The sequence below is a fragment of the Ruegeria sp. HKCCD7181 genome (assembly GCF_057221055.1).
The window spans coordinates 90,676-106,260 of sequence record NZ_JBWVBC010000003.1; the positions used below are offsets into that span (position 1 = coordinate 90,676).

Here is a 15,585-nt window from a genome sequence, read left to right on the forward strand (position 1 = left end):
GGAGACATGATCCAGGCTGATCTGATTGTAATCCTGCCGGAAATCGTTCTGGCAATCTATGCGATGGCGGCGCTGATCGGGGCTGTCTACACCACCAAAGACGGGTTGGCGCCTGTTTTGGTTTGGGCAACTGCGGGGCTGATGGCACTGCTTGCGATCTGGATCGCAACAAATGGAGACGGCACAAACGTGGCGTTCAACGGCATGTTCGTGGATGACGGTTTTGCACGGTTTTCCAAAGTTGCGGTCCTGTTGTCTGCGGCCGCCGTTCTGCTCATGAGCCAGGAATACATGGCGCGCCGTGGTCTGCTGCGTTTTGAATACCCGCTGCTCGTGGCGCTGGCAGTTGTCGGTATGATGATGATGGTCAGTGCAGGCGATTTGATGTCACTGTACATGGGCTTGGAACTGCAATCTCTGTCCCTTTACGTGGTAGCCGCATTGCGCCGAGACAGCGCGAAATCGACCGAAGCGGGCCTGAAGTACTTCGTTCTGGGTGCGCTCAGTTCGGGACTGCTGTTATACGGTGCGTCGCTGGTTTACGGCTTTACCGGAACCACGCTGTTCTCAGGCATCATCCAGACAGTGCACCAGGACGACATCTCGATTGGTTTGCTGTTTGGTCTGGTCTTCCTGATCTCGGGACTGGCATTCAAAGTATCCGCCGTACCGTTCCATATGTGGACGCCTGACGTGTACGAGGGATCGCCCACACCAATCACCGCATTCTTTGCCACCGCTCCCAAAGTGGCGGCGATGGCACTGTTCGCCCGTGTGCTGCATGACGCCTTTGGCGGTGTTGTCAAAGACTGGCAACAGGTGATCGTCCTGCTTTCGGTCCTGTCGATGCTATTGGGCGCGGTTGCGGCCATTGGACAGCGCGACATTAAGCGACTGATGGCATTTTCGTCGATTGCCCATATGGGCTATGCGCTGATTGGTCTGGCGGCAGGTACGGAAATGGGCGTCAAGGCGATGCTGATGTACCTCGCGATCTACGTGACCATGAATATCGGCACCTTCGCTTTCATCCTGATGATGGAGCGCGACGGCAAGCCTGTGACGGATATCGACGCCCTGCGGCAGTATTCGAAACGCGACCCAGGCAAAGCTCTGGCCCTTCTGATCCTAATGTTCAGCTTGGCTGGTGTTCCGCCGATGATGGGCTTTTTCGCCAAATTCGGCGTCTGGCAAGCTGGTGTGGATGCGGGTCTGACCGGATTGGTCGTTGTATCGGCCATCGCCTCGGCCATCGGCGCGTTCTACTATTTGCGGATCGTGTTCTACATGTATTTCGGGGCCGAGAACGAAGACCCGATCGAAACCCGGTCATCGCCTGTTCTGTGGGGCGCATTGATGGGATCGGCAGCGCTGATGTTGATCGGTGTATTCTATCAGTTCGGTATCGAAGGCGCGGCCGCGGCCGCGGCGACGACGCTTGTCAACTGATCTTGAATGCTTGCAGAAAAGGGAGGCTCGGTCGCGCGACCGGGCCTTTTTGACATGAGCGATTGGCCATCGGGATACGGCCTGCACGTCTTGCAGGAAGTTGACAGTACCCTTAGCGAAGCCGCACGGATTGCGCCCACAGCCACCGGTCCGGTGTGGATCATGGCGCATCATCAAACGTCGGCGCGTGGGCGACGGGGCAGGGCGTGGGTCAATCCCAAGGGCAACCTTGCGGCTACCTTGTTGATGCGACCCGAAGGGGACCCGGAGCAGGCCGCATTGCGCAGCTTTGTGGCTGCTCTGGCTTTGTTTGACGCCTGTATAGCGGTTACTGGTCGGGCGGCGGGATTGTCCTTGAAATGGCCGAACGACGTTTTGCTGAACGGTGGCAAGCTGGCCGGAATTCTGCTTGAAAGCACCGGTCAGGGGCGAGGTGTTTCGCATCTGGCTATCGGCATTGGCGTCAATCTGACCGAAGCTCCCGGCGCCGATACTGTTGAACCCGGTTCTGTCAGGCCCGTGTCCCTACTGTCAGAAACCGGCGCCCATGTAACCGCCGAGGATTTTCTGACCGAGCTGGCTGCGGCCTATGCCCGGTACGAAACGCAGTTTACCACCTATGGTTTCGAGCCCATCCGAACCGCCTGGTTGTCTCGCGCAGCCCGGTTGGGAGAGGTTATCACCGCTCGTGCCGCCGCGTCGGAGACGGTGGGCACCTTCGAAACGGTGGACGCGAGCGGTAACCTTGTCCTAAACACCGCAAAAGGCCGCGTCAGTATACCAGCGGCGGATGTGTATTTCTGAAGGAGGCGCAGATGCTTCTGGCGATTGATTGCGGCAATACCAATACCGTTTTCTCAATCTGGGATGGCGAGCAATTTCTGTGCACGCTACGCACCTCAACCCATCATTCCCGGACGGCGGACGCCTATTTTACCTGGTATTCGACGTTGGTGAAGCATTACGGGATCGAGGCAGACATCACTGACGTGATCATCTCGTCTACGGTGCCGCGGGTGGTGTTCAATCTGCGAGTGTTTGCTGACAGGTTCTTTGGCTGTCGCCCGCTTGTCGTGGGCAAACCCGAAACACTGCTTCCGTTCAAACCACGCGTGGACGAAGGTACTCAGGTGGGACCGGACCGGCTGGTAAACACCGCCGGCGCGTTCGATCGATTTGGCGGAGATCTGATTGTCGTGGATTTTGGCACTGCCACAACATTTGATGTGGTGGCGCATGACGGTGCCTATGTGGGGGGTGTGATTGCGCCGGGCGTGAACCTGAGCCTTGAGGCGCTGCATCTGGCGGCGGCGGCGCTTCCGCATGTCGACATCTCGAAACCGCAAAAGGTGATTGGCACCAACACGGTCGAATGCATGCAATCCGGTGTGTTCTGGGGCTATGTCGGCCTTGTGCGAGAGATTTGCGACCGTATTAAGGGCGAATCCGGGGTGCCGATGAAAGTAATTTCGACGGGGGGATTGGCGCCGCTTTTTCAGCAGGCCGCCGATCTGTTCGACGCGTTTGAAGACGATCTGACGATGCACGGACTGACCGTGATCCATCGCTATAACAAGGAAAATGGCTCAACATGAGCAATGAACGACTAATCTACCTGCCGCTTGGCGGTGCAGGTGAAATAGGCATGAACGCCTATGTCTATGGCTACGGAAAACCGGGCGAGGAACGGCTGATTCTGGTCGATCTCGGGGTCGCATTCCCGGATATGGACAGCTCTCCCGGTGTTGATTTGATCTTTGCCGATATCACCTGGTTGAAGGAACGTGCTGATCAGCTTGAGGCGATCTTTGTCACGCACGCGCACGAAGACCATGTTGGAGCTGTCGCACATTGCTACCAATCGCTGGGTGCACCGATCTATGCCCGCGCTTTCACGGCCAATATCGCCCGTCGGAAGATGGAGGAACACGGCCACCCGACCGAGGCAGTGCGGACGGCTTCGGCCTGGCCCGAGCAGGTCAAGGCGGGGCCGTTTACCGTTGGCTTCCTGCCCGTTTCACACTCAATTCCTGAAAGCGCGGGTTTGGTCATTGATACGCCTGCGGGCCGTGTCATGCATACGGGCGATTTCAAGCTGGATGCCGAGCCGTTGGTCGGCGAACCGTTTGATCCTGACCTTTGGGCCGAAGTCGCGAAACCCGGCGTCAAAGCGCTGGTTTGTGATAGCACTAATGTGTTCTCGACCCACCCGGGTCGATCGGAATCCGAAGTCGGACCTGAGATTACGAAACTGGTGCAGGAAGCCACCGGCATGGTGATAGCGACCACATTTGCCTCAAACGTGGCGCGGGTAAAAACACTGGCCGAGGCCGGACAACGGGCAGGGCGATCGGTCGTGTTGCTGGGTCGCGCCATGCGACGGATGATCGAAGCCGCGACTGAGACGGGTATCCTGACCGATTTCCCGCGCGTGATCAGCGCGGAAGAGGCCGTGGATGCACCGCGCCATAGCCTGATGCTGATTGTCACCGGCAGTCAGGGTGAGCGCCGCGCAGCAAGTGCGCAGCTTGCCCGCGGTAAATATAGGGGGCTTGAGGCAAAAGAGGGCGACTTGTTCCTGTTCTCCTCCAAAACCATTCCCGGCAACGAGCGCGGCGTGATCCGCATCATGAACCAACTGAGTGAAAAGGGGGTGGATGTTGTCGATGACAGCTCGGGCCTCTATCACGTCTCGGGTCACGCCAACCGACCGGATCTTGAGAGGGTCCATGCGCTGATCGATCCACAGATGGTTGTCCCGATGCACGGTGAACACCGGCACCTGCGCGAGCACGCCAAGCTGGCCGAGGCTGGCGGGCGCACTGGTATCCTCGCTGTGAATGGAACCATGCTGGATCTGACGGGTAACGCGCCGACAGTCGTTGATTATATTGAAACGGGACGGACCTATCTGGATGGAACCGTCCAGATAGGTGCGCTGGACGGCGTTGTCCGGGACCGTATTCGCATGGCGCTGAATGGCCACGTTACGGTCACGGTCATACTGGACGAGGAAGACGAACCGCTGGGTGAACCCTGGTGCGATACGATCGGCCTGCCGGAACTGGGCGGTTCCCGTGCGTCCATCGTTGATATTCTGGAAGAAGATCTGAATCAGTTTCTGATGCGCGCCGACGCGAAGACGTTGCGCGACGACGACAAGCTGGAAGAGGCTCTGCGCCGGATTGTGCGGCAAAGCGTCAAAGTCGAGCTGGGCAAGAAACCCGAAGTCACCGCAGTGATCAGCCGGATGCGGTAATGACTTAACCTTCCTGCGGCATCGGGAATCCCTTTAGCCGCAGGAACAGGCTTGCTTCTTCATTGTTGAGGAAGAAGGGCACGCTCTGTGGCGGTTCATGTTCAGTCGCGCGGGCGGCGATCTCGGCCAGAACCACTTCGGTGATAAAGGGCAGATCGAAATTACGCGCCTCGCGGATTTTCACCCACTGCAGATGGGACAGCTCGTCCGAAGCGTGAGTGAAGTCATCCAGATCGCCCTGTACTGCGTCCGCATCGACCAGAAAGAACCGCGCATCAAAACGACGCGGACGTCCGGGGGGTGTCAGGGCGCGAAAAACAAATTGCAGAGCGTTTGCCGAAGGTACGAAACCCATCGCAGAAAAGCTCTGCCAATCCTCTGGCGCCGCGCCATCCCAACGTCCTGGCTGTCCGAGGATCAGGCCCGTTTCCTCCCATAATTCGCGAATTGCCGCGACCGCCAGCGCGTTCTCCAGGCCGGGATCGGCCCGATCGGACAATCGTTCAAAGCAGACATCCGGCAAAGGGGCTGCCAAAGGAATTTCGGCGTCGGTGGCATCTACTGCGCCGCCAGGGAATACAAACTTGTTCGGCATGAAAGCCGCAGCAGCTCCGCGCTGGCCCATCAGGATCGACGGGTCGTCAAGCCGATCTCGCAGAACGATCACCGTCGCGGCATTACGAATTGCGGTCTTGTCGACGGTCATGCGGCTTTGCCAAACCCGTGCATACGGCGCGCCCATTGGTAGGCCACGACGACGCCTTTCAGGCGGGGCAACAGAAACAGCGACAGGGCCACGCACCCCACAGAGAACCCAATTGCCATGGTCCAGGGGTCCGGTCGCCAATTCACATAAGAAACATGCAGAGCCGGCGCCAGAAGGTGCCCGACAATCAGAATGGTCAGGTAAGCCGGGCCATCATCTGCTCGGTGGTGAAACAACTCCTGCCCGCAATTGGCGCATTCGTCATTCACTTTGAGGTAGCTGTGCAACAGCTTGCCTTCGCCGCAGTTGGGGCATTTGCACCGAAACCCGCGGAGGATCGCAGGTTTTGTCGGACGCTCGTCCTCAAGGGCGGTGTCGATGGTCTGATCTGTCATTTGGATACTCGCGCGTTCAGATCTGGCCGGTATAGCGGTTGACCGACCCTCTGGGAAAGGGGGTGCGTCGCTTTGCGGCGTCTTGGCACGACCATAACAGGATTCAGATCTATTTCGAAAGTAGGGCAAGAAAAATTGAATAGCTGCGACGGAATTCCGTTGGAGCCCCGTTTTAAGAAGTATCAGCAGCGGCACAGAGCCGCTAAATCAAGGGAACATTGTAATGAAAAATGCAACTTTTATCTCGGCTATTGTCCTGACTGCTGTCGCAGTGACCGGCACGTCTGTTCTGGCCAAAGGCCCCAAAGATCGCGAACCTGCCACCTTTCAGGAACTTGATGCAAATGGTGACGGCCAGGTGACCGAGGCTGAGATCACGGCCCACCGTCAAGCAAAGTTTACCTCTGCTGACAAGGATGGCGACGGGCAGCTGAGCCTTGATGAAATGCAGGCGGCTGCACAGGCCAGGGCCAATGAGCGCGTTGCTGCGATGTTTGAAAAATATGACGCCAATCAGGATGGGTTTCTGAGCGATGATGAATTGCCCAAACCGCGTAAGATGTCCAAGATGTTTGAACGTATCGACGCCGATGGAAACGGGTCGATCTCGGAACAGGAATATGCGGATGCAAAGGACCGGATGGGGCGCAAGCACAAGCGGCATGGGAAATCGAACACTGACAGCAACTGATGCAGGATGGAGGACCTGACCTCCTATCCGCCCCATGCGCACGGCGATCTTACTGCCGTGCGGCGGCTCAGCGACGCAGAATTGCTGGGCCGGTTTTCCAATGGTGACGCCTCGGCGGCCCGCTTGCTGACGGATCGGCTGGGACCGCGAAGTTATTCCGTTGCACTGCGGATGCTGGGAAACGCGGCCGAGGCCGAAGATGTCACTCAGGAGGCGATGATGCGGTTGTGGCAAATGGCCCCGGACTGGGTGCCGGGACAGGCGCAGGTTTCCACGTGGCTGTATCGTGTGACGTTGAACCTGTGCGTGGACCTGCGGCGCAAGAAACGACCGGATACGCTCGAGGATGGGCTCGAACCAATCGATACAACGGCGAGCGTCGTTGATCGCATGCAGGACACCGCGCGCAAGGATGCTCTGCAAGTCGCGTTGGAGCAATTGCCCGATCGGCAACGTCAGGCTGTGGTGCTTCGGCATATCGAAGAATTACCCAACCCGGAAATCGCTGGGATCATGGGGATTTCGGTCGAAGCGGTCGAGAGCCTGACGGCGCGGGGGAAACGCTCCTTGGCCACGATTTTGGCAGGGCGACGAGATGAACTGGGGTACGAAAATGGCTGAACATGACGACGAACTGAATCATCTGTTTGCTCAGGCCCGTGAGCATCGTCCGACGCTGCCTGATGCTCTGGCGGTTCGGATCGAAACCGATGCCGAGGCTGTGCGGTTACAGCGTCTTGCGCCTTCAACACGGCCTGCGCGGTCGATCTGGCGACGGGCGTTGGACAATATCGGAGGCTGGCGCGGATTTAGCGGGCTTGCAGCCGCCAGCGCTGCCGGTGTTTGGATCGGGTTTTCGGCGCCGGCGTTTCTGCCTGACCCCGCGAACTATCTGCTCTCGCAAGAGACGACTTTTCTGGTGGCCGACCTGAATTTGGAAGTGGACTATCTGGAGGATACGGAATGAGTGACAACCCTGCACCCAAGCGCAGATGGATGCCGATCCTTCTTGTGCTTTCTCTGGCGGTAAACCTGCTGGTTGTTGGCGTTGTGCTTGGTACCGCTTTGCGGTTCAAAGGCGGTGATAAGGCACGAATTCCACCAGGTTTCGGCCCTGCGCTGTATTACGCATTGCCCAAAGCTGACAAGAAGGCGTTACGTGGGCAGTTGTCAGCGATGCGCAGCAAAGGCTCGCACTCACGGACCCAGGACTTTGGCGCTCTGAGTTCTGCGTTGCGCACCGTGCCCTTTGATCCGGTTGCGGTTGAGGTTTTGCTGGAGCAACAAGCACAGGTGACGGCTGACTTGCAGGATGCACTGCATCAGGAATGGTTGGCCCGTGTGACAGCGATGAGCGATGAAGATCGTCTGGTATACGCCGAAAAGTTGGAAGACGTGGTAAAGCGGGGCCCGCACCGGAAGAAGAAGGATCACTAAATTCCAGTCACGCTGCGCTTTTACGGATTCTAACCTGATTGCGCCCGGCTTGTTTTGCGGCATAAAGCGCCTGATCTGCGGAGCGGATCACTTGCCCGACCGGATCAGCATCGTTCTGCCAAGTCAATTCTGGTGGCTCACAAATTTTAATACCCACGCTGATCGTAATCGGTATCGACGCCGGATTGTTGGGCAGGTGGAACGGTTCGCTGCTGACACAATCACGGATCACGTCGGCCAGCCGCAATGCCTGCTCTTGTGAGGTGTCCGGCAGACCGACCATGAATTCCTCTCCACCTATGCGGGCCACAAAGCCAGCATTGCCAAGGGTGGATTGCAGTCTATTCGCGACCTCGACCAGAACAAGATCGCCGCCGGCATGTCCAAATCGGTCATTGATGGATTTGAAATGGTCCAGGTCTGCTAACATGACAGCAAAACTTTGCCCGGACTGGAGTGATCGGTTCGATATCTGGTCCATGGCGCGCATAGCATAGCGTCGGTTATGCAGGCCGGTTAAGGGATCTGTCAGGGATTCAATTAGCCCTTCGCGCATCGAGGCGCGTAAACGGTCGTCACGCGTTTTGCGTGCAATCAGTGCATCAAGCCGAAGCGAGATTTCTTCTGCGCTGAAACCGCCCATACAAATTGCATTGGCTCCCCGATCCAAAGCCTCGGCGGCGAGGCTGGCGTTGTGATCCTTCAGAACACCGATCAGTACAGTGTGGCGGGTGGCCCCCCGAGATCGAAGATCGGCCAGAACGTTCAGCCCTGTGGCATCGGCTCCAAGTTCAACGACGATCGCATCTGGGGTCGCTCCGGACAGTACACTGTGCAGATTTGGTTGGGTATGGCATGCAATGTCGTGACGGGCCCCGTCGGCCAACGCGTTGCGCCACAGGGCGCCAACTTGGGCGGTTTGGGCAAGAACCGCAACTCGGGCAGCCGTAGGAGGAGCGATCAGTGATGCCGCCGGTTCGCCAAATCCGACGGATTGCGGATCGCCTTTGAACCGCATGTCCTGCCGATCGGCACGGGCCCGCAACAGGCTGCGCACGCGGGCCAAAAGCAGGGTATCCTTGAACGGGTGTGCAAGTACATCGTCCATACCATCCGCTAGCGCCTGAAGCCGCGCCGCCTTGTCGTTTTGCGGCACAATAGCGACAATAGGTACATCCACCAGCGCCGGATTCTTCATCATCAGTTTTTTGACGTCTACAGCAGTTCCGTCTGGCAGGCTGTGCGCGGTCAGCACCAAATCGGGCCGTGTTCGTCGCAACAGCGCCGCCAAGCCATCCAACTTCTCACCTTGAACGACCTGATACCAAGCTGCGGTCAACTGGACCTTGAGCATGATTCGATTGGTCGAAACCCCGTCGAGAACAAGTACGGTACCTTGCACGGACATAGCCATTCACCGTTAGATTGCGCGTGTTGCCAAAGTGTTTATGACTCTGGTTAACAAACCCTTTCCATGTTCCAATCCGAGACCAATTAATGCCGATCTCTGCCAATTCTGCCGAAACGCTTGCCCTTAATGTCCTGACTTGGCTTGTAGAAAATGACGAACTGTTGCCGGTTTTTCTGGGTGCAACAGGGGCTTCGGTACAAGATCTGCGAGATCGAGCAGGAGAGGCAGAGTTCTTGACATCCGTTCTTGATTTTCTGGTGCTTGACGATTCGTGGGTGATCGCTTTTTGTGACGCCAAATCCGTTCCCTATGATCTTCCGGGGCAGGCCCGTGCGATTTTGTCCGGGGAATCGGAGATGCATTGGACCTAATCTGCAGGAGATTTCAGCCATGCCAATTGACGCCCTCGTGTTCGACAAGGACGGCACACTTTTTGAATTTGCTGCAACATGGGGTGCGTTCGGACGGACAGTTGTGCTGTCGCTGGCCGATGGAAACCAGGAAAGGGCGGCAGAAATCGGGCGTGCTATCGGTTTTGATATCGTCGAGGAACGATATGAGACCGATAGTGTAGTCATCGCACAAACTGTTGATGAGATTGCAGAAGTTTTGGTTCCCCACCTGGAAAATCATTCCCATCCGCAGATCGTGGACATCCTCAACAATGCATCCGCCGGGGCGCGACAGGTTCCCGCTGTTCCACTGGCGCCATTTCTTGAAGGATTGCGCAGTGCAGGTCTGAAGCTTGGGGTTGCCACCAACGATGCCGAGATGCCCACGCTCGAGCATTTGGCTTCGGTTGGGATTCAGGACCATTTCGATTTTGTTGCCGGCTACGACAGCGGGCATGGGTTCAAACCCGGACCCGGACAGTTGCTGGCTTTTGCCAATCACGTGGATATCGACCCTGCGCGCATAGCCATGGTCGGGGACAGCCGCCACGATCTTGAGGCTGGAAAGGCAGCAGGTATGGTCACGATCGGAGTTCTGACCGGACTTGCCCCAGCCGAAACGCTGGAGCCATTGGCTGATGTGGTGCTGCCGGATATCGGGCACATACCCGGCTGGTTGTCCGCCCATTAACGTCACGGCATTGAATATCGTCGCTTTGAGCCACAAAAACGACAAAACCTGTCGCATATAGAGCGGCCAGCCGCCATTCTTCGGGGCTTGCTTGTAAAAAAGCAGGAGCCGGAGGACACAATGGCCGACACAAAGACTTCTCGGCGCCGCGGTGGTGGCCGCGCTGGAGCGGCTGCCCGACGTGGCACCACCGTGATCGAACAGATGCCGTGGAATCCACCCGTCAACACTGACCGGCCGACTGAACCTCTGGGCCCCGAGGGGATCGAAGCGATCCACGATGGCGCGATGCGTATTCTCGAAGAGATTGGCATCGAATTCTACAATGAAGAGGCCATCGGTATCTTGCGCGAAGCAGGGTGCACGATCGACGGTGACAATGTTCGTATGGGCCGTGATTTCGTGATGGAGATGGTGGCCAAAGCACCGTCGAGCTTTACGATCACACCGCGTAATCCGGATCGTCAGATTACAATCGGTGGCCGCAACATGTTGTTCGGAAACGTTTCTTCTCCTCCCAATTACTGGGACATGGAGATCGGCAAGAAGGTTCCCGGCAATCGCCGGATGTGCCAGGACCTTCTGAAGCTGACTCAGTATTTCAACTGTATCCACTTTGCTGGCGGTTATCCGGTCGAGCCCGTTGATATCCACGCCAGCATCCGTCACCTGGATGTGCTGTATGACAAGCTGACCTTAACCGACAAGGCCATGCATGCCTACTCGCTTGGCAAGGAGCGTGTCGAAGATGTCATGGAGATGGTGCGCATCGCCGGTGGGTTGAGTCACGAAGAATTCGAGGCCTCACCGCGCCTGTACACAAATATCAACTCGACCTCGCCGCTGAAGCATGATCATCCGATGATTGACGGCTGTCTTCGCCTGGCGCGGCGCGGCCAGGCGATTGTCGTGACTCCCTTTACCTTGGCGGGCGCGATGGCACCGGTGACGATGGCCGGGGCAGTCGCGCAGTCTTTGGCCGAGTCGCTGTGTGCGATTGCTTTGTTTCAATATGTACGCCCGGGTATCCCCTGTGCCGTTGGAACCTTCACGTCCAATGTGGATATGAAATCGGGTGCGCCTGCCTTCGGGACACCCGAGTATATGCGCTCGACCCAGATGACCGGGCAGATGGCCCGTTTTTATGGCTTGCCCATGCGTTCGTCTGGCGTTTGCGCTGCCAACGTACCTGACGGTCAATCGGTCTGGGAGACGTCGAATTCCCTTTGGGCGGCAGTGCAGTCTGGAACCAATATGGTTTACCACGCTGCTGGCTGGCTGGAAGGCGGGCTGATCGCCAGCCCTGAAAAGTTTATCATGGATTGTGAAGTCCTTCAGCAAATACAAAGGTATATGGACCCTGAGTTGGTTGCGACCGGTCCGGACGAGATCGCTCTGGATGCTATCCGTTCGGTCGGTAACGACGGCCATTTCTTCGGCATCCAACACACGCAGGATCGATACAGCACTGCGTTCTACCAGCCATTTCTGAGTGACTGGAAAAACTACGAAGGATGGGAAGCTGCCGGTGGTATCTGGACCGCCGAACGTGCGCATCACATGTTCAAAGAGATCATCGGGAGCTTTGAGGCGCCTCCAATCGACGATGGTATCCGCGAGGAACTGGCCGATTTCGTTGCTCGCCGCAAAGCCGAAGGTGGCGCGCCTACCGATTTCTGAACGGTGATGAAAGTATCGGAGTAAAACAGGGTAGCATTTGCAGCATTTGCCTGTGAATCTTGGGTGTTTGTTAAGATTTTTGAGATCAGATCGAGTGGCAAGCCAATTAGGGGCGAACTATGCACGGTCTGATCAACAGGGCGATACAATCTTTCGTCTGCGCTACGTACGGGCGCCCCTGCTGGCTGCGGGCAACCGAAACAGCAGGTCTCGGGTTTTCAGAGTTTGAGGCGATGCTGGTATATGACGTCGAGATATCAACGCGTGTTCTTGATGCGTTGTGCGCCAATCTGAATCGCCCGCGGGCAGAGTTTCTGGAGGATTTGGGAACTTACCTGGTCTCACATCCCAATATGGAGGATCTGCGCCGGCTTCTGCGATTTGGCGGTGTCACCTACGTTGATTTTCTGCACTCTCTGGACGATTTACCCGATCGTGTCAGGCTCGCGGTCTCTGATCTGGAATTGCCGGCGCTGGAACTGACGGAGAACTCACCAGCGGAATACACATTGTGCTGTTTTCCTGGTCTTCCGGGTTACTCCAGCGTCATGACCGGGGTATTGCGGACGATGGCCGACGACTATGGCGCACTGGTCATGCTGACCCACGACGGATGCCACGGTGAAGTTGAAGTGATTACCATAACTTTGGTGGAAAGTGCTTTCGCCGCAGGTCGCCGCTTCGATCTGGGAGCGCGCAAATCATGATGAAGACGGTCGAACTTGCGACACTTCTGGAAACTCTGTGCCCGATGTTTGTGCTGGTCGACGAAACCGGAAAAATCGAACAGGTTGGGCCGACATTACAGAAATTGCGACCTAAACAGCCGATGACAGGCATGGAATTTCTGGACCTCTTCGAGCTGGTCCGGCCGCGATCCGTGACCACCATGCCCGCATTGATGGCCACAGCAGGTGGAAAGTTGCATCTCAAGTTTCGGGATGAACCGTGTACGGCCCTAAAGGGTTTGATAGCTCCATTGCCGAATTCTGACGGGGCTGTAATCAACCTGTCTTTCGGGATTTCAATTCTGGACGCGGTGCGAGATTACGCCCTGACCAGTGCGGATTTTTCGGGCACCGATTTCGCGATCGAACTGCTCTATCTGGTTGAGGCCAAATCCGCCGCGATGGAGGCGTCACGCTCGCTGAATCTGCGATTGCAGGGGGCCATGCTAGCCGCTGAAGAGCAGGCCTATACTGACACATTGACCGGGCTCAAAAACCGTCGGGCCATGGATCATATTCTGGGACAGCTGATTTCAACAAAGTCGCGCTTTGCACTGATGCATCTGGATCTGGACTACTTCAAGTCGGTGAATGACAAGCTGGGCCATGCAGCGGGTGATTTCGTGCTGCAGGAAGCCGCGCGAATTATGCTCGAGGAAACCCGCAGCGATGATACGGTTGCACGCATTGGCGGGGACGAGTTTGTCTTGATATTCAAGGGCCTGCTGGACTGTGCACAGCTGCGCGGTATAGCTGGGCGGTTAATCGAAAAACTGCGCGTGCCTATGTCATTCGAAGGTGCAACGTGCTCAGTTTCGGCCAGTATCGGTACTGCCTTGTCAACTCAGTTCGAGAACCCCACAGCAGCCGAACTGCTGCATGCAGCTGACCTTGCACTTTATTCTGCAAAGAGGAACGGGCGGTCATGCCATTGCCTGTATTCCGAGCCGTCGGAAGCTCGGCAATAGAACCTCCACTGCAAATCAGAATTTTACGCTATCGGTCAGTTTGTCCGCGATCTGCTTTTGGATCGTTGGCAATTCGCCAACTGCCGGCATGATCAGCCCGGTGAAATTCGCACGCGCCAGTTCCGAGGGGATGTCTTCGAGGACATGCCCGCCGGTACATGCAAAAAACGGGAGACAGATTGCTTTAGCCCCAACGCCCGATGCGGCTTCGGATATCGAGGGCGGCTGTTCTACAAACCCCACGCGGACTCTGCTAAAAGTGATCAGGTGCTTCAACTTCTCTGCAAAATCCATGGCAACAGCAGCAGGGTTCCGGCTGCGCCCAGAACCGTGTGCCGCCAGGACGAGATCGGTCTCTTCTGGCGACCAGCCATGATCCCCCATTGCGCTTTGAAGCGCGCTTGCGACAAGGGTCGGCAAATCTGGGTCAACTCCCAAGGGATCAAGTATCCTGACCGGCCTTGATCCAAGCCGCTTCGGCAGGGCGTTGGTGACAAACCATCCCCGGGCCATGAACAAAGGATAAATTGCCGTGTCCTCTGGCAATCTGTCCAGACAGGTTTCAAGGGCGCCAGGCAATGCCAGCGTTGCGGAGTGAACCGACACCTGAGCCGTCAATGCGTCGACCTTTCCAGCAAAAGCCTCCAAGCTCGCCTCAGCCGGAGCTGGGTCCGATGGTTGACCATGGGCGACAATAACGGCGTGCGGCATATTTGGGGCTCCGGCGGTTTATCCTGCGATAGATGTCGCCTTAGGGGGCAGAGTCAATGTGGGAAACAGATTAGTGTCATCCAAGCAGGGTCAGCCACATCCAGACTGTCATGGTTGAGACGGCGGTACCAATCAAAACGGACGAAGCCGCGACCCGCTTCGCTCGACCGTATATGTTGGCAAAGATGTAGGCGTTGAATCCCGGAGCCATTGCCGCCGTCAACACGCCGGAACGGAACAGGTCTTGCGGAAGTGCGAAGGCCGAGCCCAGCAACCAGACGAGGCTTGGATGTAGAACCAAAGCGACGCAGCAAACAAACATGATAGCCCGCAAATCACCTTCAGGCCGGTACATGACCAGAACACCTCCAAGCGCGAACAGGGCGCCGGGCAAAGCGGCCCGGGTCACTAACCCAAGGGCCTCGTCCACGACTTCAGGTATTCCGATCCCGGACAAGTTAACGGCAAATCCAAGGGCGATACCCACTATCAGCGCGTTTTTGAACATGGCTGTCAGGACCGACCGGGCCATTTGCGCACCACTATGGCCTCTGTTGCGGATCACCTCCATCACGGTGATCCCAAGGCCGTAGCAAAACGGGGAATGGATGGCGAGGATCGCATAGTTTCCGGTCAGGCTTTCAGGCCCGTAGGCGCGTTCCGTGATGGGCAGTCCCAGCAAAACAGAGTTGGAAAACAGGCAACAAAAACCGATAGCCACGCAATCTTCCCACTCGCGGCCAAAAATCAGGCGTGCACCGAGTATTCCAGTGACAAAGCACAGACCGGCAGCCGAGTAGAAGCTGAGCAGAAGGCCAGGGTCGAAACTGGCGCTTAGGTCAAGGTGAGAGATGGCGAGAAACAACAGGCAGGGGATGGCAAAGCCCTGCGTAAACTTCATTAGCCCATCAATGTGAGATTCTTTGAAATATCCCACACGGGTCGAGACATATCCTGCACCGATTACAAGGAAGACAGGCAAAATGACGTTGATCAGGTTTTGAAGCATGTCATTGCCTTATCGTTGAGGACGCTACTGGAAGCACTTCACCCCTGCAAAACAGCGG

General features: G+C 56.9%; 18 protein-coding genes. 13 read left to right on the forward strand and 5 right to left on the reverse strand.

From position 1 onward, the window contains the following. Window positions 1-6 precede the first annotated feature (6 nt). Genes nuoN through AC2TCY_RS07200 form a run of 4 tightly spaced genes read left to right on the forward strand, consistent with a single transcriptional unit; the run spans window position 7 to window position 4,708 of the window. Window positions 7-1,449 (forward strand): NADH-quinone oxidoreductase subunit NuoN, encoded by a 1,443-nt coding sequence (gene nuoN, locus AC2TCY_RS07185; RefSeq protein ID WP_480846478.1) that lies wholly within the window; start codon window positions 7-9, stop codon window positions 1,447-1,449. A 54-nt stretch (window positions 1,450-1,503) separates the two neighbouring features. Then, on the forward strand, window positions 1,504-2,253 hold the full coding sequence (locus AC2TCY_RS07190; RefSeq protein ID WP_480846961.1) for a biotin--[acetyl-CoA-carboxylase] ligase: 750 nt from the start codon (window positions 1,504-1,506) through the stop codon (window positions 2,251-2,253). Between the two features lie 11 nt (window positions 2,254-2,264). Continuing rightward, on the forward strand, window positions 2,265-3,044 hold the full coding sequence (locus AC2TCY_RS07195; protein WP_480846479.1) for a type III pantothenate kinase: 780 nt from the start codon (window positions 2,265-2,267) through the stop codon (window positions 3,042-3,044). Then, entirely contained in the window at window positions 3,041-4,708 is a 1,668-nt protein-coding gene (locus tag AC2TCY_RS07200) for a ribonuclease J (RefSeq protein ID WP_480846480.1), read from the forward strand. Before AC2TCY_RS07195 ends, AC2TCY_RS07200 begins: the two co-directional genes overlap by 4 nt. A gap of 4 nt (window positions 4,709-4,712) precedes the next feature. Here the strand turns inward: AC2TCY_RS07200 and AC2TCY_RS07205 are convergent, their stop codons facing one another. Next, window positions 4,713-5,414: an NUDIX hydrolase gene (locus tag AC2TCY_RS07205; RefSeq protein WP_480846481.1), complete on the reverse strand. Its 702-nt coding sequence runs from the start codon at window positions 5,412-5,414 to the stop codon at window positions 4,713-4,715. Continuing rightward, window positions 5,411-5,809 (reverse strand): DUF983 domain-containing protein, encoded by a 399-nt coding sequence (locus AC2TCY_RS07210; protein WP_480846483.1) that lies wholly within the window; start codon window positions 5,807-5,809, stop codon window positions 5,411-5,413. Before AC2TCY_RS07210 ends, AC2TCY_RS07205 begins: the two co-directional genes overlap by 4 nt. Window positions 5,810-6,032: 223 nt before the next feature. Between AC2TCY_RS07210 and AC2TCY_RS07215 the strand changes: the two genes are divergently transcribed. The 4 genes from AC2TCY_RS07215 to AC2TCY_RS07230 are packed head-to-tail and all read left to right on the forward strand — an operon-like array spanning window position 6,033 to window position 7,937. After that, window positions 6,033-6,500, forward strand: coding sequence for an EF-hand domain-containing protein (locus AC2TCY_RS07215; protein WP_480846484.1), 468 nt, complete (start codon window positions 6,033-6,035; stop codon window positions 6,498-6,500). 6 nt (window positions 6,501-6,506) lie between these two features. Beyond that, window positions 6,507-7,121, forward strand: a complete 615-nt coding sequence (locus AC2TCY_RS07220; RefSeq protein ID WP_480846485.1) for an RNA polymerase sigma factor — start codon at window positions 6,507-6,509, stop codon at window positions 7,119-7,121. Continuing rightward, window positions 7,114-7,467: a hypothetical protein gene (locus AC2TCY_RS07225; RefSeq protein WP_480846486.1), complete on the forward strand. Its 354-nt coding sequence runs from the start codon at window positions 7,114-7,116 to the stop codon at window positions 7,465-7,467. The genes AC2TCY_RS07220 and AC2TCY_RS07225 overlap by 8 nt, the downstream gene beginning before the upstream one ends. Continuing rightward, on the forward strand, window positions 7,464-7,937 hold the full coding sequence (locus tag AC2TCY_RS07230; protein WP_480846487.1) for a periplasmic heavy metal sensor: 474 nt from the start codon (window positions 7,464-7,466) through the stop codon (window positions 7,935-7,937). Before AC2TCY_RS07225 ends, AC2TCY_RS07230 begins: the two co-directional genes overlap by 4 nt. A gap of 7 nt (window positions 7,938-7,944) precedes the next feature. Here AC2TCY_RS07230 and AC2TCY_RS07235 read toward each other — a convergent pair whose 3' ends face one another. After that, window positions 7,945-9,345 (reverse strand): diguanylate cyclase, encoded by a 1,401-nt coding sequence (locus tag AC2TCY_RS07235; protein WP_480846488.1) that lies wholly within the window; start codon window positions 9,343-9,345, stop codon window positions 7,945-7,947. Between the two features lie 89 nt (window positions 9,346-9,434). Between AC2TCY_RS07235 and AC2TCY_RS07240 the strand changes: the two genes are divergently transcribed. The 5 genes from AC2TCY_RS07240 to AC2TCY_RS07260 all read left to right on the forward strand — a co-directional run bounded on the left by AC2TCY_RS07240 (window position 9,435) and on the right by AC2TCY_RS07260 (window position 13,807). Next, the gene (locus AC2TCY_RS07240) at window positions 9,435-9,719 is read left to right on the forward strand and encodes a DUF3572 domain-containing protein (RefSeq protein WP_480846489.1); all 285 of its coding nucleotides are present in this window, start codon (window positions 9,435-9,437) and stop codon (window positions 9,717-9,719) included. A gap of 19 nt (window positions 9,720-9,738) precedes the next feature. Then, window positions 9,739-10,431 (forward strand): HAD family hydrolase, encoded by a 693-nt coding sequence (locus tag AC2TCY_RS07245; protein ID WP_480846490.1) that lies wholly within the window; start codon window positions 9,739-9,741, stop codon window positions 10,429-10,431. Window positions 10,432-10,551: 120 nt separating this feature from the next. After that, window positions 10,552-12,111, forward strand: coding sequence for a trimethylamine methyltransferase family protein (locus AC2TCY_RS07250; RefSeq protein ID WP_480846491.1), 1,560 nt, complete (start codon window positions 10,552-10,554; stop codon window positions 12,109-12,111). Window positions 12,112-12,230: 119 nt separating this feature from the next. Beyond that, on the forward strand, window positions 12,231-12,818 hold the full coding sequence (locus AC2TCY_RS07255) for a heme NO-binding domain-containing protein (protein WP_480846492.1): 588 nt from the start codon (window positions 12,231-12,233) through the stop codon (window positions 12,816-12,818). Next, window positions 12,815-13,807: a diguanylate cyclase domain-containing protein gene (locus AC2TCY_RS07260; protein WP_480846493.1), complete on the forward strand. Its 993-nt coding sequence runs from the start codon at window positions 12,815-12,817 to the stop codon at window positions 13,805-13,807. The genes AC2TCY_RS07255 and AC2TCY_RS07260 overlap by 4 nt, the downstream gene beginning before the upstream one ends. 15 nt (window positions 13,808-13,822) lie before the next feature. Here AC2TCY_RS07260 and AC2TCY_RS07265 read toward each other — a convergent pair whose 3' ends face one another. Together AC2TCY_RS07265 and AC2TCY_RS07270 are read right to left on the reverse strand one after the other, a co-directional pair. Then, entirely contained in the window at window positions 13,823-14,518 is a 696-nt protein-coding gene (locus tag AC2TCY_RS07265; protein ID WP_480846495.1) for a CbiX/SirB N-terminal domain-containing protein, read from the reverse strand. A gap of 76 nt (window positions 14,519-14,594) precedes the next feature. Continuing rightward, on the reverse strand, window positions 14,595-15,527 hold the full coding sequence (locus AC2TCY_RS07270; RefSeq protein ID WP_480846496.1) for an AEC family transporter: 933 nt from the start codon (window positions 15,525-15,527) through the stop codon (window positions 14,595-14,597). Between the last annotated feature and the right edge of the window lie 58 nt (window positions 15,528-15,585).